Raw genomic sequence first — 16,270 nt, 5'->3', positions numbered from 1 at the left:
CCGGGACTGGCGCTCATTAGGATGGCAGGCGATTGAAGGGAGCTGCATGCGGTTCATTGAAAGCTGGATACCCGCAACCCTCGTTGCGACATGCGATCTGACGCCTTCGATCCGCGAGCTGCTGATCAAGCCGGACAACTTTGATGGCGCGGCCTATCCGGTGGGCAGCCATATCAATGTCGCCGTCACTGTCGATGGACACGGCCGGAGACGCGGTCCTACTCCTTGGTCGGCGAAGTCGACTGGGCGGGCTATGGCATTGCGGTGCGGCGCGTGGAGGACTCGCGCGGCGGCTCGCAGTACATGTGGTCGCTCGCGCCGGGCACGCGGCTGACCATTACATTGCCGGTCTCACTGCTGTCGATAGACTGGGCGCGCCGGCACTGCTGCCTAATCGCCGGGGCATCGATATTACACCACGAATAGGGGCTCAAGCGATAGCCCGCCGCGATAGCCAATTCACTTTACATTATGCCGTGCCTTCTTGTGATCAAGCCGTCTATCTGGATGTCCTCGCCCCCTTGCTGAACGAGAGACTTAATATCCATGCAAGCAACGAAGGGCGTCGGCTCGATTTCGATGACTTGTTCGCCTCGCTGCCGCCTAACGCCTTGACACTCTTGTGTGGTCCGATGCGGATGCTCGATCCGGCCCGCCGGGCTTGGACCGGCGCAGGGCGCACACTAGCGGACCTACGCTACGAGACCTTCGGTTCGAGTGGCTCGCTGCCGACTGAAGGTTTCCGGGTGTGCCTTGCAGATCGTGCCATCGAGCCAACGATTCCGCGCGATCGCTCGTTGCTCGATGTACTCAATGCAGCGGGTTACGAGCTGATTGCGGATTGCCGGCGCGGGGAGTGCGGCGTGTGTGCGATCGATCTCGTCAACATCGACGGTGAGCTTGACCACCGCGACGTCTTCTTCAGCGAGCAGCAAAAGCGCGCGAACGCAAAGATCTGTGCATGCGATTCGCGCGCTCACGACACGATAACCCTCGATATACTACATCGCCTGGACACGATATAGGCTCGTTGCAGCGCTTGTTTCGGCAGTGGGTCTTAGTCCAGCGCTCGGAACAACTGGCGCATGACCACGCATGGGACTGTCGCGCGGTTGCCGGCCGTCATACCTGCTAGCGTTTAAGGAACGGCTAACCAATTCTTCGAAGCAGGAGATGCACGCGAGGATTTCCGTCGAGGAACGTTATGAGACCCCAAGGGCATCTCGCGCACGTCAACTCTGCAGTTTCAGTGTGCGGCGCTGTCCGCTCGAGGACAATGATGCCAGAAAGCTGACAGAGCGTTAGGTCCACTCCACAGCAATGCCCGCATCTATGCGCGTTTTTCCTCACGTTGAGCACGGAGTGCATCACATTTGGCAAGCGGCACAGACATTGCTGGACGACAAGACAGGAGCTGCTGTTGAAGCGGCCCTGTCACAGGAGTCTCCGATGAGTACTGCGATTTCCGCCCTCTTGCCCTCTCTCGCAGAAACGACGCGCGTCAATATGGCACCCCTCATCAAGTTCCGCATGCCGACGGATAGGCTTGCCGGATTGTCAAAGCGGGCGAGGTGGTCCGAAGCCATGTTGAATGTCATAGCGGGCACTGAGCTATACAGCCAGGCCACGCAAGCTCCAACATTTCTGGCGTTTCGCTCGGGCGACCGCGGTCGCCCGGCTCGGCTGCTTGAGGGCGGCCTCGCGCCGCTGGAAAGCCACTTCGCCTCTCTGGCGAGTTCGGCTTCGAACGTTGTGAATCGTGCGCGCAAGCCGTCGTCGTTCTCCGTGCCGTCGATCCGCAGGCGCGTCGTCGCCGCAAAAGGGGACGAGTGGGCCGGACACCGCAGATGCATTCGCAATGGGGAAGGCGGCGCGGCCGAAGCTAGTACAGTGTGCGTCGATCCCACAGATTGATCGATTGATTCAACCGGAGATTCTGAATCGCCGCTAAAAGGCAACGATGTGAGAATGCGCCGGCGGTTAGCAAAGGACCTTGTGAACCGACCTGGCAGGATGCTCGCTCTTGGAGGTTGGATCCGGCCAAAAGGCGCTGCATGCCAAATCCTTCAGCAAGCCGGACGTGCAGGCGATCGCTCTGCCGATATGGCAACGTGCTCTCACCGTGGAGCTGACGCACATGGATACCTTTTCGGCCGAGATCTGGCGATCCGTTGCGCTCACGATCGAGCTCGCCAGCCTGACGACGATGATCCTTTTGGTTGTTGGCGCGCCACTCGCATGGTGGCTGGCACGTTCAAAGACGGTTTTGAGCAAGGCGGTGGCGACGATCATCGCGCTGCCGCTGGTGCTGCCTCCGACGGCGCTTGGTTTCTGCGTACTCGTCCTGCTCGGCCCGAACAGACCGGGTGGCTTTCTCGCCTCTTTCTGGGGCGAGCACACGCTCGCCTTTACCTTTGCAGGAATTGTAGTCGGATCGGTCCTCTCAGCGCTCCCTTTGGTGGTGCAGCCGATCCATAATGCCTTTATTGCGATAGGCGGGGGACCGCTCGTCATGTATGGAACGGCCCGCGGGCGCAAGAGCTTTCTCAGTCGACTTCACACATGGGAGCGGTGCGGTCATGTATACGGCCTGTAAAGCGCGGCGCATGACCGCTGGCCTCGATGAAGTCCGCGACACAAGGGGCTAAATCAATCAGACGCGCTTGAAGCGCATTGTCGCGCCAGCCTCACTCGTGTCGGGATTTCGTCCCGTGGGTTCATCGCCTGTTATTGCTCCTTGCCCTCTGCCGGCCCGCGCCGGTCAGATATCTTTGACAACTGCTGTATTCATCAAGCGGCAGCCGTAGTCGTCGCTAGCGTCTCCGGATGCCGATAAATCCCGCCCCTGTTCAAGAGCGCCCAGGCAATTCGCGCTGTCTTGTTGGCCAGTGCGACCGCTGCCACCTTGTACGGACGTCTGGCGAGCAACGACTTCAACCATGGCGGCGCCCGATCAGCCTTCCGGGCAATTCGCAGGACGGATGTCGCCCCAAGAACGAGGAGGCTCCGAAGTTCGGGGTTTCCCATCTTCGAGATTCGCCCCATCCGCTCCTTGCCCCCACTCGAATGCTGTCGCGGCGTCAGTCCCAGCCAGGCAGCAAAGTGACGAGCGGATTTGAAGCCGCCGGGATCTGGCACCAGCGCCTTGATGGTCGCCGCTGTAATGGCTCCAATGCCGGGGATGGTAGTCAGTCGGCGCATGTCCTTGTCGGTCCTTGCCGCGGCAACAATGGCTCGCTCGAGCTTGTCAATCTGGTCCGCCTGAGCCTCGATCTGATCGGCAATTGCCGTCAGCGCGAAGCGCGCTGCCGCAGGCAAGCGGATATCTGCTACATCCCGTACGATTGCAACCAACGCCTCGACCTTTGTCCGGCCGGCGGCGGCAATGATGCCCAACTCAGCCAGATGCGAGCGCAGGGCGTTGATCGTCTGCGTTTGCTGTTTCACCAGAAGTGCGCGACTCTTCAGGACCATCATTCCGGCTTGTTGCTCGGCCGTTTTGATCGGAACGAAGCGCATGGTCTTGCGAGTCACGGCTTCGCTGATGGCCTCGGCATCCGCCGCATCCGTTTTTCCACGCTTCACAAACGGCTTGACGTAAGCTGGTGGGATCAGCCGCACTTCATGGCCGAGAGTTGCAATCTCGCGTGCCCAATAGTGAGCGCTGCCACAGGCTTCTATTCCGACAAGGCAGGCCGGCTGCTTCGAGAAGAAATGCAGGACCTCGCTGCGCCGTAGTCTCCGGTTGAACACCGGCGAGCCATCGGCACCCGCGCCGTGAACTTGAAAAATGTGCTTCGCCAAATCCAACCCGATGGTGCTAACCTGCTTCATGGAACGGTCCCTCCTTGTGGCGTTCGAACAACGACCACGTTTTAGCACGATGATGCTGTCGGAGCGGGCCGTTCCACCACATCAATCAGCGTGCTTCTCCATTGTATGCCTTCATTACTATCGGTCTGCCGTTGGTGCGACTGGAGTTTCTCAAGGCTGCCTTGGTTGGCTTTGCTCATTCGATCGGCACCTTCGGCGTAGTGATGATGATCGGCGGCAACATTCCTGGGCGCACCAAGGTGTTGTCAGCTTATGTCATTGACTATGTGCAAGAATCGCGCTGGAGCGAGGCAAGTTGGATTGCCGGCGGTATGGTGATGTTTGCCTTTGCCGTCATTTTTATTCTAACCTTCATCGACAAACGCTGTGCCAGAAGAGGCACATGAGGGCACCAGCCCTGATTAAATCCGCTTCGGTATGACGGCCAGACATGTCCGATCGTGAGCGAGCAGCCGCATTGCAAGCCGGATCCGGCCATCCGTTATGGCCGCGGCTGCCGCTGGAATCGGCTTTAATTCGCCGCACGTCGCGCCTCTGCGGGAGGCTGGGGCTTGACGTCGGAGTTCCAAGAGCCGCCTTGCCAAACTGGAGGAGCTCTGCGCTCGATCGCTGGCAAGTGCGTGCCGGCGCGGGTTGCATCGCCTGAGGCGGCAAGCTCATCCACTAAAGGCATACGGGCAATTCGATCCCTGCGAAAGCAACATCGATGCGCTTCGAAGCGATATTCGCAGTCGCGTCCGTCGCCAAACCGATAATGGCGATTGCCTATTACGCTGAGGCAAGTTGCTTACCTCTGCAGGCCCAGATTACCGGGCACTACCTGGACTTCGCAAAAACAATAGAGGGGGTGCAGCCTGACGGTTGATCAAAAATTCGATCGCCGAGGGCGCCATAGATTAGCCTCACTTATGGCGCGCCCGGATAGCTCGGATCAAGCAGCGCGTCTTCATCCGAATTTCGTAGCTCCGCCGGTCAAGAGCGATGAACAGGCTTTCATCGAAGCCATACTAAGCTGCCGCTGCCCCATCTTCTCGACCGATGTGCTCGGGATTGTTGTCGAAAAGTCAGCGAATAGCGATTGTGACAGTATCCTGCGAACAGCACGTGGAGGCTGATCGAAACGCAAGATGCCACGTTCCATTTGTCGGGATCGCAACGCGAGCGCCCCGCGCGTCAATTTCTAGACGCCCCTCTGACAGGAAAGCCACAGAACTCGAGCTCCTCGAAGTCCGACGAAGTTTGACTGCGGGGGAGCTTGCGTATTTGTGACAGTCCATGACGCTGTGCGGTTTGGACAAATGCTGCTAAACGGCAGGACCTTGATGGGCAACGCTATCGAGATCTCAAGACGGCGCATCACATAATCTCCAACGACTTTGCGGGATTGGGACTCGGAGCGGCTGTGCGCGCATGAAAGGGCTCCTCGGCGCTTCCAGGCAATTCAGGTGAGTTGACCTGGACTGGCGCCGCTGGATGTGAGCTTTGAAGGTCCAGACTCCGATTATAGATCCTGTGAAAGTGCTCGCGCAGCAAGCACCCACTGAATGAAAGATGCATCGGATCGATCCGCCCCGACGGATCATTAGCACGAATGGCGGACAACGCGTAGCTTGTGCCTCGCGAGCTCGGCTCGCTCATCCCTACCGATAATCGCGAAGCGGCGGTCGCGTATCTGCCGAGTGTGCTCCCATGCGGTGGCCTGTTTCTTGCTGTTGAGGTCAGTAATTGTTACGGCCGACAAGTCACTTGGAAGGGGCCATGGGCGGGGCATCGGAAACTTTCTACAGCGTGATCAGACGTCAGGGTATCACGCGTCGTAGTTTTCACAAATTCTGCAGTTTGATAACCGGGAGCTTCGGACTCGGTTCGCTCGCCGCAAGCGGTATTGCTTCCGCCTTGGAGATCAAGCCGCGTGTGCCGGTCATCTGGATGCACGGGCTCGAGTGCACCTGCTGCTCGGAAAGCTTTATCCGATCGTCTCATCCGTTGATTGAAGACCGCTGCTATCGATGATTTCGCTGACTATGACGACACTATCATGGCGGCGGCAGGACACCAAGCCGAAGCCATCCTGGAGGAAACCCGTGCCAAGTACAAGGGCAGGTATGTGCTTGCCGTGGAAGGCAATCCGCCGCTGAACGAAGGGGGCATGTTCTGCATAGACGGCGGCAAGCCGTTCGTTGAAAAGCTCAGGTCGATGGCGGAAGAGTCCATGGCGATCGTCGCTTGGGGCACGTGTGCGTCCTCGGGCTGCGTGCAAGCGGCCGAGCCCAATCCGACTGGGGCGGTGCCGATCGATAAGGTGATCACCAACAGGCCGATCATCAAGGTGCCCGGGTGCCCGCACATCGCAGAGGTCATGACCGGCCTGGTGACCTTCGTGACCGCGTTCGGAAAGCTGCCGCAGCTCGATCGCCTGGGACGCCCCAAGATGTTTTATTCCGAGCGCATTCACGACAAGTGCTATCGGCGTTCCCATTTCGACGCTGGCCAGTTTGTCGAGGAGTGGGACGATGAGGGCGCACGCAAGGGCTATTGCTTATACAACATGGGCTGCAAGGGGCCGACCACTTACAATGCCTGTTCGGCCGTTCGGGAACGGCGGCGTGTCATTCCCGATTCAATCTGGCCACTCGGCATTGAGAAGAACGCCGATCAGATTGGCATGGCCGCTGCCGGCGTTGTTGGGCTGACCGTCGCTGCGCATGCGGCGGTCACGGCTGTGAAGCGGTTGACCCACAAGCCGGATCGCGCAACTGACAAAAGTAAGCCGAGTTGAGGGGAAGGTGACGGTGGCTGTTCAGACACCAAATGGGTTCAATCTCGATCCTTCCGGCAAGCGAATTGTCATCGATCCGCTGACCCGCATCGAAGGCACCTGCGCGTCGAGGCCAATGTCGATTCTGATAATGTGATCCGCAATGCGGTCTCGAGCGGGACGATGTGGCGTGGCATCGAAGTCATCCTGCGCGGGCGCGATCCGCGGGACGCCTGGGCCTTCACCGAGCGGATTTGCGGTGTCTGCACCGGCACCCATGCGCTCACCTCCGTGCGCGCCGTTGAAAGTGCGCTAGGGATCGCCATTCCGGAGAATGCCAACTCGATACGCAATATCATGCAACTGTGTCTGCTTGTGCATGATCACCTGGTGCATTTCTACCACGTGCACGCGCTCGATTGGGTTGACGTGATGTCCGCGCTCAAGGCCAATCCCAAGTCGACGTCGGCGCTGGCGCAGTCTATCTCGCCCTGGCCGCTGTCGTGCCCTGGCTACTTTAACGATCTGCAGATCAGGCTCACTAAGTTCTTCGGATCCGGGCAACCCGGTCCGTTCAAGAATGGCTATTGGGGGCATCCGGCCTACAAGCTTCCACCGGAAGCGAATCTGATGGCCGTGGCGCATTATCTGGAGGCGCTCGATTTCCAGAAAGAAATCGTCAAGGTCCAAGCGGTCTATGGGGGCAAGAACCCGCATCCGAACTGGCTGGTCGGCGGCGTGCCCTGCGCGATCAATATCGACGGAACTGGCGCGGTGGGTGCGATCAATATGGAGCGGCTTAGCTTAGTGTCCTCGATCATCGATCGTTCGATCGAGTTTGTCGAGCAGGTCTATCTGCCGGACATTGCAGCGATCGGCTCGTTCTACAAGGACTGGCTGCATGGCAGCGGGCTTTCGGGCAAAGGTGTGATGTCCTATGGCGACATCCCCGAAAATGCCAACGACTGTTCCGCGAAAAGTCTCAAGCTGCCGCGCGGCGTCATTCTTGATGGCGATCTCAGCGAGGTGTTGCCGATCGAACCATGGTGATCCAAAGCGCTGCTGTCGAGCGCTGCCGCTGCTGCTGGCGGTCAGACGAGCGGCGCCGGGACGCAACTCTACAGACTCGCTAAACTCGACGATCTCGAACGCAAGCTGATTGCCGAAGTGCTCGGGGAGGGTGAGGTGGCCGGCGTCGTTGCACTGCCGGACGGCTCTCTGGCGCAAATCGGGGAGACCGTGCATGCGGGAATCTGGCGCCTGCGCATCGGGATGGAGCCGGCACATGAATATATTCAGGTCGGGGCGATCCCACAGATTGTGCAGCGCGCCGCGACTGATCTGACGTCCACCGATCTTGTGATAGGCCCGGCGCCGGACGGTACGATGAACGTGCTGCCGGTGCTCGCCGAAATACGCGGACGGGCTCGTGCCTGGCTGTCTGGCATGCACGCGCATGTCATCAATCTCACGCTGCTGCCGATGAGCGCTGTCGAGCTGGCGTTTCAGCGGTGAAGCGTGGGCAATGGTCCGGTCCGACTGATCTTCTGCGGCTACGGCGCATGCCGAGTGCAGGCGACCCGGATCCGGAACGTGCAATACTTCAATTTTTATGGACAACATCACTCTGGATACGCTGGAAGGTCGGCGGCGTGCCGATTGTTGCGTCGGCCGCCGACGAAGATCTCGAGGATTCCGCCGAACGCCTGCAGGAAATTATCGAGGCATACTTCACATGAAGTACTTGGAAATCAATCGGCATCCGGCGCGTTCGTCGCAGACGGCGCGCCGGCAACGCGACATTGGCTGGATCGCGTGTCGATTGAGTACGATGCTTGACCGTGAAACAAGCCCTCGCGGGAGCATGCAAAACGATATGTTCACATCGGTGGCGATGCTTGTGGTAGCCAATCGGCATATCGCCAATCGCAAGCGACGGACCTCGAGCGAACCGCCCAGGGTCGAGGCGAGCGAATTTCGCACGCATGAGCGCTCGCCCGTCGGCATGATTGCGCGTCGGGTCATGAAGGCGGTTGCATCTTGCGTAAGGCCACTTGCCAACCGCGTGCTGGCCACAAATGGTATCTACCCCCGCGGGCCGGATCCGGTTGCATCGAACTTATTGTCGGCGAGCTAGCGCCATTCGCCGTAATTGCCTGTTGCTCCCCTCTCAGTGTCCGACCGAAAAATAAGTTGAGTGATATCAGCGAGTTCTGATTCCATCGGTGTTGCGAAGCATCAAAGGGATCGAGAATGTGGACTGATATCACCCGGGCACAATTTGCCCGAGAGGAGCTGCGTTTGCCAAGCGACTTGACGGATGCGGAATGGGGCGTGCTGGAGAGGTTGCTTCCTGTGCGGGCCAAGCGCGGGCGGCGCCCGAAATGGAGCTATCGCGACATCGTCGAGGCAGTACTCTATCTGCTGCGCGGCGGATTGCCGTGGCGCATGCTGCCGCCCACTCTGTTTCCACCAATGACCACGGTGCAGTACTATTTCTACCAATGGCGCGACAGCGGATTGTGGCAATCGATCAACCACGCACTCCTGATGCTGGCGCGCGAGGCGATCGGCCGGGAGGCCTCGCCGACGGCCGGCGTGATCGACAGCCAATCGGTCAAGACCACGGAAAGTGGCGGCCCTCGCGGCTACGACGCGGGAAAGAAGATCAAGGGTCGAAAGCGCCACATCGTCACCGACACCCAAGGGCTCCTGGTCGGAGCGATCGTTCACGCTGCCGACGTCCAGGATCGTGACGGCACGCCAGATGTCCTGTGCAGCATTCGCTACCGCTTCCCCTGGCTGCGCCATATCTTCGCCGATGGCGGCTATGCCGGCGAAAAGCTCAAGGCGGTGCTGGAAAAGATCGGCCGGTGGACTGTCGAGATCATCAAGCGCTCCGATGCCGCACAGGGCTTCGAGGTGCTTCCGCGCCGCTGGGTGGTCGAACGAACCTTCGCCTGGCTCGGCCGCAACCGCAGATTGGCCAAGGACTTCGAGCGAACCATCGAAAGCGCAACTGCCTGGCTCTTCCTCGCCTCTGTCCAACTCATGACAAGGCGCATCGCAGCGATAAAAACAGCAATGCAATTTTGAGTCAGGCTCTCAGCGATCTTTGCATGCAAAGCTATGCGATCCGCCCGCGCCAAAGCAGCGGTCCTTGCCGGCGTCTAGTCGGACAACCGCTCAGCGCCACATTGGAGCCACGCGTTGGATCTCAGTGCGTCTGGTCGCCGGCTTTTGTTGCGTGAGATGATGGAGGAGCGCCGCCCATGAGCCTCGCCTCCCGCAACAAGATTGATGTCACCGTATCGATTGCTGCCGACGTAATCGGCGCAGTCGAGATCGTGCCCCGAGCCCGGCCGCCGCTGGCGTGGCTGTTCGCCGGCAAACAGGCATCGTCGGTGATTGAGGGGCTGCCGCGGCTCTTCGCGCTATGTGCCGCTGCGCAGCAGGCTGCCTTACTGGCCCCGATCGAGGCGGCGCGCAAGGAAGAGATCATCCTCGCGACAAAGCAGCATCGTATTACCTTGGTCGTTGCCGAGCGTATCGCGGAATTGCTGCGTGGCCTCTTTGTCGGTCATCTTACGCCGAACGTCGGCAGTGCGGCAGCGGTTCGATCCGTGATGCACGGAACATCAGTGTCTATCGGCAGCGAACAGCCAATCCGCGGCCCTGCTCGACGCGAAGCAATAGCGCGAATTGGGGCCGCGATGGCCGCGTTCGGCATAACGAGAGAGGCTTGTGCGCTGAAGTCCGGCAGCCCGTTCGCGCTTCGCATTGCAGAGCTTGATGAGGTCGACTTGAAGTCAATCTCGATCGAGCACTCGTTCCTGTCCGTTGCCGACGACCGCAATATCGTTGAACGGTTACTCGCGGACGACGATACGTTCTGCTGTTGTCCGGATCTCGAGGGGCTGCGCCCGAAACGGGGCCGTTGGCGCGCCACATGACGCGCAATCGGCTTCCGCCGGGCCGGCCGGGTGCGGTTGCGCGGCTGATGGCCCGAATTACGGAGATGGTTCGGCTGTGCGCTTGGCTCGAGGCTCGTGCTCATATCGAGTCGGCGGAACATGGGATCATCGAAAGCTACAGGCTAGGTCCTGGCCGTGCAGCGGCAGCAGTCGAATGCGCCAGGGGGCGCCTCTATCACGCGGTTGAGCTTGATCCTCGGGGCCGGATATCCCGCGTCGAATTCCTAGCGCCGACGGAATGGAATTTCCTTCGGTGCGGACCACTTGTCCGGCGCCTTCAGGGCGCGGTGCTGACGGCGAGACCACATCAGGAAGCGGTTCGTGCGGTGATTGCATCGCTCAATCCTTGCGCCGGGTTCACGCTCAATTTTCGCGAGGTTGGCGATGCATGAAATGGCGCTTTGTCTGGCATCGTCGAAATTGTCGAGGAGGAGGCGCGTCGCCGATCGATTTCGCAGGTGCGGAGCATCTGTCTGGAGATCGGGGCCCTCAGCGATGTCGCGCCCGAAGCTATTAAGTTCTGCTGCACAGCTGTCGCAACACGGACCGTCGCCGACGGCGCGGTTCTTAAAATCATCGAAGTGCCTGGCATGTCCTGGTGCATGGCCTGTTCGAAGAGTGTCGAAATTGCTCTGCGCGCTGAGTGTTGTCCTTACTGCGGCAGTTATCAGTTGCAGATAACGACAGGCGAACAGATGCGCGCGAAAGAGCTGGAGGTCAATTGGTGTGACCGTATGCGGTTGCAGTGAAGGAATGTATTCGACCGGACGCGTCGAAGTTCATGATGCGCAAGACCACCGGCGCTATCATGCTCGTGTGCAGGACGGTGATCGCCACGGAGCGTATGTGCATGGTGATCAAAGCTTGCTGCATTCCTACCATGCTCGCCAAGACCATGCTCGCCATCATCATCCCGGCCATCCGCAGGCTCATGATGGGCAGGCCATTCAGACCTGCGGGGCCGGTGCGGCTACCTTGAAGGCAGCGGACACGAACCGCGAGCGGGTCATTCAGGTCGGACGTGACATACTTGGCAAGAACGATACGATCGCGGCGGATAATCGCGCGCTCTTCGTGGCCGATGACCTGCTGGCGTTTAATCTTGTGTCCAGTCCCGGTGCAGGCAAAACGTCGCTGCTCGTCCGCGCCGTGTCCGAGCTCAAGCGCACTCGCCCGATCGGCGTCATCGAAGGCGACCAACAGACCTCGAATGATGCCGAACGCGTTCGCGCGGCTGGCGCGCCGGTTGTTCAAGTCAATACCGGCAGGGGGCCACCTCGATGCTTCAATGATCGGCGAGGCCGACCGCCGCGGCTCACGCGCGGTATTCTCTTCATCGAGAACGTCGGTAATCTGGTCTGTCCCGCAGCCTTCGACCTAGGCGAAGCCTGCAAGATCGTGATGCTATCGACCCCCGAAGGTGAAGACAAGCCGCTCAACTATCCGGATATGTTTGCCGCTTCGTCGCTCGTGCTGATTACAAGATTGATTTGACATCATTCCTTGAGTTCGATGTGAGCAAGATCATCGAGTATGCAAGGCGCGTCAATTCAAGGATCGAAGTGCTCACGGTCTCGGCGCGTACTGGCGAGGGTTTCGGCGCGCTCTATGCTTGGATTGACAATCAGGCGCATCAGAGACTCGCCGAGAGGGACACAAGGCGATGAGCGCCGCCCACCTGCGGCCAAACTCGGCTACGCGTGCGCGTGAGCGGAGCTGTGCAAGGGGTCGGATTTCGTCCTTACGTCTATGGCCTGGCCACGCGGTACGGATTGGCGGGGTTTGTCGTCAATGATCCAGAGGGCGTTACGATCGAGGTGGAGGGCAACCGTGCGTCGGAGTTTGTCGCCGCTTTGCCGCTTGAAGCACCACCACTGGCATGCATCGACCACATCTGCGTTCAGGAGACAGGAGCGCTCGCGGCGAAAGACTTTTCGATCGGCACCAGCGAAGGTGGCAAGTCGTCAACGCGGATCGTCGCCGATGCCGCGACCTGCCAGCAGTGCATCAGTGAGTAGTTCGATCCGAAAAGTCGCCATTACCGTTATCCCTTCATCAATTGCTCGCATTGCGGCCCGTCCCTCTCCGAACAGCTTCCCTACGATCGCCGAAACACGGTCATGAAGGCCTTTAGGCTGTGTGCCGCCTGCGTCAGCGAATATCTCGATCCGGCGATTCGCAGGTTCCATGCGGAGGCGATCGCATGTCCGACATGCGGCCCGCGGCTCAGCCATGGAAACAACGCTATTGTCGCGGCAATCGTCGACGGCCAAACCGTGGCGATAAGGGGGCTGGGCGGATACCAGCTGCTTTGCGACGCGCGCAACCAGGGCGCGGTGCAGCGTTTGCGCGGCAGAAAGCGGCGTCTTGAGACGCGATTCGCCGTCATGGTCGGTTCCATAGAGCGGGTCAATGAGATCGCGGAAGCGAATGAGCCCGAGTTCGCGCTACTCGAATCCGTAGTTCGTCCCGTCGTCCTTCTACGTTCGCGCCATAATTTAGCACCCGCGATAGCTCCCGGCTTATCGCGGGTAGGTGCCATGCTGCCCGCGGCCCCGCTGCATCACTTCATCTTTCAGGTGCTTCGTTCGACCGGAGTATCGCTTGTGGGGACTGGCCCCGTCATCGTTGCCACCAGTGCCAATCTTTGTGGCGAACCGCTGCTGATCGACAACGCACAGGCGCTGCGGCGGCTTGAGGGAATCGCCGACCTTGTCGTGACCCATGATCGCGAGATCCTAACGCGTGCGGATGACTCCGTCGTGTCGGTTGTGGCGGGCCGCGCCCAACGCATTCGTCGCGCCCGTGGCTATGTTCCAGAACCGATCCGGCTGGCAAGATCTGTGCCGTCCGTACTGCTGTTGGCGCTGCGTTGAAGTCGACCATCACCGTCACGCGGAACAACGAAGCGTTCGTCTCCCAGCATATGGCGATCTCGATACGGCCGAAAGCATTCGTGTGTTTGAAGAGACGATTCGTCATCTCACATTGATTCTTGACGTCGATCCTGCCGTCATCGCCCATGATCTGCATCCCAATATGGCGTCCACGCGCTTTGCGGAGGCAAGCGGCCGCGCGCTGGTCGCTGTCCAGCATCACCACACGCATGCTGCCGCCGTCATCGCTGAGCACGGTCATGTGGGACCTACGCAATGTTGCAGTTGCTTGGCAAGGGAACCGAAATCGGCCATCGCTTTGCAGCGCAACGCCAGGCTGAGCGCGTGCGCGCATTGCTGGATCAGCAGGGCGGGACCATCACAACCCGCGCGGGCCGGTTGTTTGATGCGGCGGCGGCGCTGCTGGGCATTGCGAGTTTGCAGAGCTATGAGGGCGAGGCCGCAATGAAGCTCGAGGCGCTGGTGCGGCGGACTGAGATTCTCGATGCCGGCTGGACGATGGATGGCGGCGTGCTGTCGCTTCGTCCGCTTTTTGAGCACTTGATTACAGACAACGTAGGCGCCACGGACGGAGCCGGGCTGTTTCATGGCACTCTCGCCGCCGCTTGCATTGACTGGGTCACGCGCTTTGCGTGAACAACCGGTGTCAATGCCGTCGTCCTAAGCGGCGGCTGCTTTTTGAACGCGGTGCTGGCTGACCAAATTACGCGCGGGTGAAGTCATTGCTGCGAGCCAAGGCGCTAGGCGCTGACATTCGGATGGTTTTACTCGACGATCGACGCTATTCGGCTCGCCGAACAGGCACCGAGCCGGGACGTGGTCTTCTTTGCCACTGGATTTGAGACTACGACGCCACCGACGGCGGTGATGATCCGGATTGCCGAGAAGAAGCGGCTGAAGAGCCTCAGCGTGTTCTGCAACCACGTGCTTACACCGTCCGCCATGCACAGCATTCTCGAGAATCCGAAGATCCGCAATATCGGCGGGGGCGCAATTGATGGCTTCGTCGGGCCTGCACATGTCAGCACCATCATCGGTACGCGACCTTACGAACCTCTGGCAGAACAATTCGGTAAGCCGATCGTGATCGCGGGATTTGAACCGCTCGACGTCATGCAGGTGATCCTGATGCTGGTGCGGCAAGTGAACGAAGGCCGCTGCGGCATGGAAAATCAATACAGCCGTGCGGTTACGCGCGAAGGCAATCCGCGCGCCAAGGACGAGGTCGCTCGCAGATATTCGGACTGCGTGAGCAGTTCGAATGGCATGGACTTGGACTCGTACCCAAAAGCGGACTGAAGCTGAAGCGGGCATGCGCGAGATTTGACGCCGAGGCGCGTTTTGCGGTGCACGAACTGCTTGTCGCTGACAATCCAGCGTGCGAGTGCTGCGCAATTCTGCGCGGAGCCACCGGCCGGTCGACTGCGAGCTGTTTGGAACTGCTTGCACGCCGGAAAATCCCATACGAGCCTGCATGGTCTCATCGGAAGGCGCTTGCGCCGCGTATTGGACGTATGGCCGAGTTCGCGATGATCAGCTGGGACGGTTCATGAGCGTAAAGGCCCATCAACGCAGACTTGATGTCGAGAACGGACGCATTGATCTTTCTCACGGGTCCGGGGGCCGTGCCATGGCGCACCTAATCTCGGACATTTTTCACCGAGCCTTCGGTAACGAATGGCTCGCCCGCTGCAATGATCAATCGGCGTTTGATGTTGCAACAGGCAGAATAGTGATGACGACGGACGGCTATGTGGTTTCACCGCTGTTCTTTCCTGGCGGCAATATCGGGTCACTCGCTGTGAACGGCACGATCAATAATGTCGCTATGGCCGGCGCGCGTCCGCTCTATCTATCGGCTAGCTTTATCATCGAGGAGGGGTTCCGATTTTCGGATCTGCAAACGATTGCGGATTCGATGGGCTTAGCGGCGCGCGACGCCGGCGTTTACATCATCACTGGGGACACCAAGGTCGTCGAGCGCGGCAAGGCGGACGGTCTGTTCATCTCCACGACCGGGCATCGGGGTCCTGGCCGATGCGCTCGATCTCTCGGCCGACAAGGCAAGGGTTGGCGACCGTGTCCTGATTTCCGGTAGCCTCGGCGATCATGGGGTGGCGATCATGTCAAGGCGCCAGAACGTCGCCTTTCAAATAGAGATCGCGCTCGGATTCAGCCGCGCTGCACGACCTCGTAGCCGCCATGGTTGCGGCCGGTGGCAGCGGTATCCGGGTGATGCGTGACCCCACGCGTGGCGGCCTTGCCGCCTCGCTCAACGAGATTGCGCATCAATCGGGCCTCGGCTTCCGTCTGCAGGAAGCCGCCATTCCTGTGAAGCCTGCGGTTGCGGCGACCTGCGAACTCCTTGGGCTTGATCCGATCCATGTCGCTAACGAGGGCAAGCTCGTTGCGATCGTCGCGCCTGATTCTGCCGATGCTGTGCTTGCAGCCATGAAGGCGCATCCGCTCGGGTGCGATGCAGCTGATATTGGAGAGGCGGTAGCTGACGATCACAAGTTTGTGCAGATGGCGACCAGTTTCGGTGGCGGACGAGTTGTCGATTGGCTGTCGGGCGAACAATTGCCTCGGATGTGTTGAACATGTCACGCCCAACTGCGGCGGGCATGAGGGGGCACGCATCAGCGGTTATTAGTCATTCAAAAAATGAGCTAAAGTCTACGACCTGCCCTGCTGGCGGACTGTGATGCTCGCTCTTCCAGAAATTCGGCAAGGCTGGATTTTCATTTGTGGCATTCCCAAGCCGCGAACCCGGTCCCAAGCGTTTTATTCATGCGCCATTCGTCGCT

Annotated in this window: 10 protein-coding genes and 7 pseudogenes; 16 read left to right on the top strand and 1 reads right to left on the bottom strand. The window is 59.7% G+C overall.

What is annotated here, in order from left to right; all coding sequences use genetic code 11:
- The first annotated feature begins 46 nt into the window (after positions 1 to 46).
- The 3 genes and pseudogenes from HAP41_RS44260 (at position 47) to HAP41_RS50845 (ending at position 2,596) form a co-directional block, all read left to right on the top strand.
- Positions 47 to 1,025, top strand: a pseudogene (locus tag HAP41_RS44260) (PDR/VanB family oxidoreductase).
- Positions 1,026 to 1,449: 424 nt separating this feature from the next.
- Positions 1,450 to 1,914: a hypothetical protein gene (locus HAP41_RS44255; protein ID WP_166073057.1), complete on the top strand. Its 465-nt coding sequence runs from the start codon at positions 1,450 to 1,452 to the stop codon at positions 1,912 to 1,914.
- A 109-nt stretch (positions 1,915 to 2,023) separates the two neighbouring features.
- Positions 2,024 to 2,596 carry a molybdate ABC transporter permease subunit gene (locus tag HAP41_RS50845; RefSeq protein WP_414643356.1) on the top strand — a complete coding sequence of 191 codons (573 nt, stop codon included), beginning with the start codon at positions 2,024 to 2,026 and terminating at the stop codon, positions 2,594 to 2,596.
- 194 nt (positions 2,597 to 2,790) lie between these two features.
- Here the strand turns inward: HAP41_RS50845 and HAP41_RS44245 are convergent, their stop codons facing one another.
- Positions 2,791 to 3,834: an IS110 family RNA-guided transposase gene (locus tag HAP41_RS44245; RefSeq protein WP_166073103.1), complete on the bottom strand. Its 1,044-nt coding sequence runs from the start codon at positions 3,832 to 3,834 to the stop codon at positions 2,791 to 2,793.
- A 101-nt stretch (positions 3,835 to 3,935) separates the two neighbouring features.
- Here HAP41_RS44245 and HAP41_RS44240 point away from each other — a divergent pair, with 101 nt between their 5' ends.
- From HAP41_RS44240 to hypE, 13 genes and pseudogenes are all read left to right on the top strand, one after another.
- On the top strand, positions 3,936 to 4,220 hold the full coding sequence (locus tag HAP41_RS44240) for a hypothetical protein (RefSeq protein ID WP_224580573.1): 285 nt from the start codon (positions 3,936 to 3,938) through the stop codon (positions 4,218 to 4,220).
- 1,372 nt (positions 4,221 to 5,592) lie between these two features.
- Positions 5,593 to 6,613 (top strand): annotated as a pseudogene (locus HAP41_RS44235) (hydrogenase small subunit).
- 13 nt (positions 6,614 to 6,626) lie between these two features.
- Positions 6,627 to 7,652 (top strand): annotated as a pseudogene (locus HAP41_RS44230) (nickel-dependent hydrogenase large subunit); the annotation flags it as partial.
- Positions 7,653 to 7,777: 125 nt separating this feature from the next.
- A complete protein-coding gene (locus HAP41_RS50195; RefSeq protein ID WP_256478484.1) occupies positions 7,778 to 8,107 on the top strand; it encodes a hydrogenase expression/formation protein in 330 nt (109 codons plus the stop codon).
- Positions 8,108 to 8,154: 47 nt separating this feature from the next.
- Positions 8,155 to 8,331 (top strand): hydrogenase expression/formation protein, encoded by a 177-nt coding sequence (locus HAP41_RS50190; RefSeq protein ID WP_224580574.1) that lies wholly within the window; start codon positions 8,155 to 8,157, stop codon positions 8,329 to 8,331.
- Positions 8,328 to 8,729 carry a hypothetical protein gene (locus HAP41_RS44220; protein ID WP_166073132.1) on the top strand — a complete coding sequence of 134 codons (402 nt, stop codon included), beginning with the start codon at positions 8,328 to 8,330 and terminating at the stop codon, positions 8,727 to 8,729. Before HAP41_RS50190 ends, HAP41_RS44220 begins: the two co-directional genes overlap by 4 nt.
- A gap of 116 nt (positions 8,730 to 8,845) precedes the next feature.
- Positions 8,846 to 9,688 carry an IS5 family transposase gene (locus HAP41_RS44215; RefSeq protein WP_166060442.1) on the top strand — a complete coding sequence of 281 codons (843 nt, stop codon included), beginning with the start codon at positions 8,846 to 8,848 and terminating at the stop codon, positions 9,686 to 9,688.
- A gap of 176 nt (positions 9,689 to 9,864) precedes the next feature.
- Entirely contained in the window at positions 9,865 to 10,545 is a 681-nt protein-coding gene (locus tag HAP41_RS44210; protein WP_224580575.1) for a hypothetical protein, read from the top strand.
- A gap of 405 nt (positions 10,546 to 10,950) precedes the next feature.
- A pseudogene (gene hypA / locus HAP41_RS44205) lies at positions 10,951 to 11,315 on the top strand (hydrogenase maturation nickel metallochaperone HypA).
- A 4-nt stretch (positions 11,316 to 11,319) separates the two neighbouring features.
- Positions 11,320 to 12,060 carry a hydrogenase nickel incorporation protein HypB gene (gene hypB, locus HAP41_RS44200; protein ID WP_224580576.1) on the top strand — a complete coding sequence of 247 codons (741 nt, stop codon included), beginning with the start codon at positions 11,320 to 11,322 and terminating at the stop codon, positions 12,058 to 12,060.
- A 206-nt stretch (positions 12,061 to 12,266) separates the two neighbouring features.
- Positions 12,267 to 14,177: pseudogene (gene hypF, locus HAP41_RS44195) on the top strand (carbamoyltransferase HypF); the annotation flags it as partial.
- Between the two features lie 2 nt (positions 14,178 to 14,179).
- Positions 14,180 to 15,000, top strand: a pseudogene (hypD, locus tag HAP41_RS44190) (hydrogenase formation protein HypD); the annotation flags it as partial.
- Between the two features lie 12 nt (positions 15,001 to 15,012).
- A pseudogene (gene hypE / locus HAP41_RS44185) lies at positions 15,013 to 16,061 on the top strand (hydrogenase expression/formation protein HypE).
- Positions 16,062 to 16,270 lie beyond the last annotated feature (209 nt).

The organism is Bradyrhizobium barranii subsp. apii (assembly GCF_011516635.5).
In the GTDB taxonomy this organism is placed as follows: Bacteria; Pseudomonadota; Alphaproteobacteria; order Rhizobiales; family Xanthobacteraceae; genus Bradyrhizobium; species Bradyrhizobium barranii.
This window is presented reverse-complemented; position numbering and strand designations above follow the sequence as displayed.

Bases quoted from the DNA above. Each gene is read 5' to 3' on its own strand.
- HAP41_RS44255 (WP_166073057.1), top strand. From the start codon at position 1,450: ATGAGTACTGCGATTTCCGCCCTCTTGCCCTCTCTCGCAGAAACGACG.
- HAP41_RS44245 (WP_166073103.1), bottom strand. From the start codon at position 3,834: ATGAAGCAGGTTAGCACCATCGGGTTGGATTTGGCGAAGCACATTTTT.
- HAP41_RS50190 (WP_224580574.1), top strand. From the start codon at position 8,155: ATGCCGAGTGCAGGCGACCCGGATCCGGAACGTGCAATACTTCAATTT.
- HAP41_RS44220 (WP_166073132.1), top strand. From the start codon at position 8,328: ATGAAGTACTTGGAAATCAATCGGCATCCGGCGCGTTCGTCGCAGACG.
- HAP41_RS44215 (WP_166060442.1), top strand. From the start codon at position 8,846: ATGTGGACTGATATCACCCGGGCACAATTTGCCCGAGAGGAGCTGCGT.
- HAP41_RS44210 (WP_224580575.1), top strand. From the start codon at position 9,865: ATGAGCCTCGCCTCCCGCAACAAGATTGATGTCACCGTATCGATTGCT.
- hypB (WP_224580576.1), top strand. From the start codon at position 11,320: ATGTATTCGACCGGACGCGTCGAAGTTCATGATGCGCAAGACCACCGG.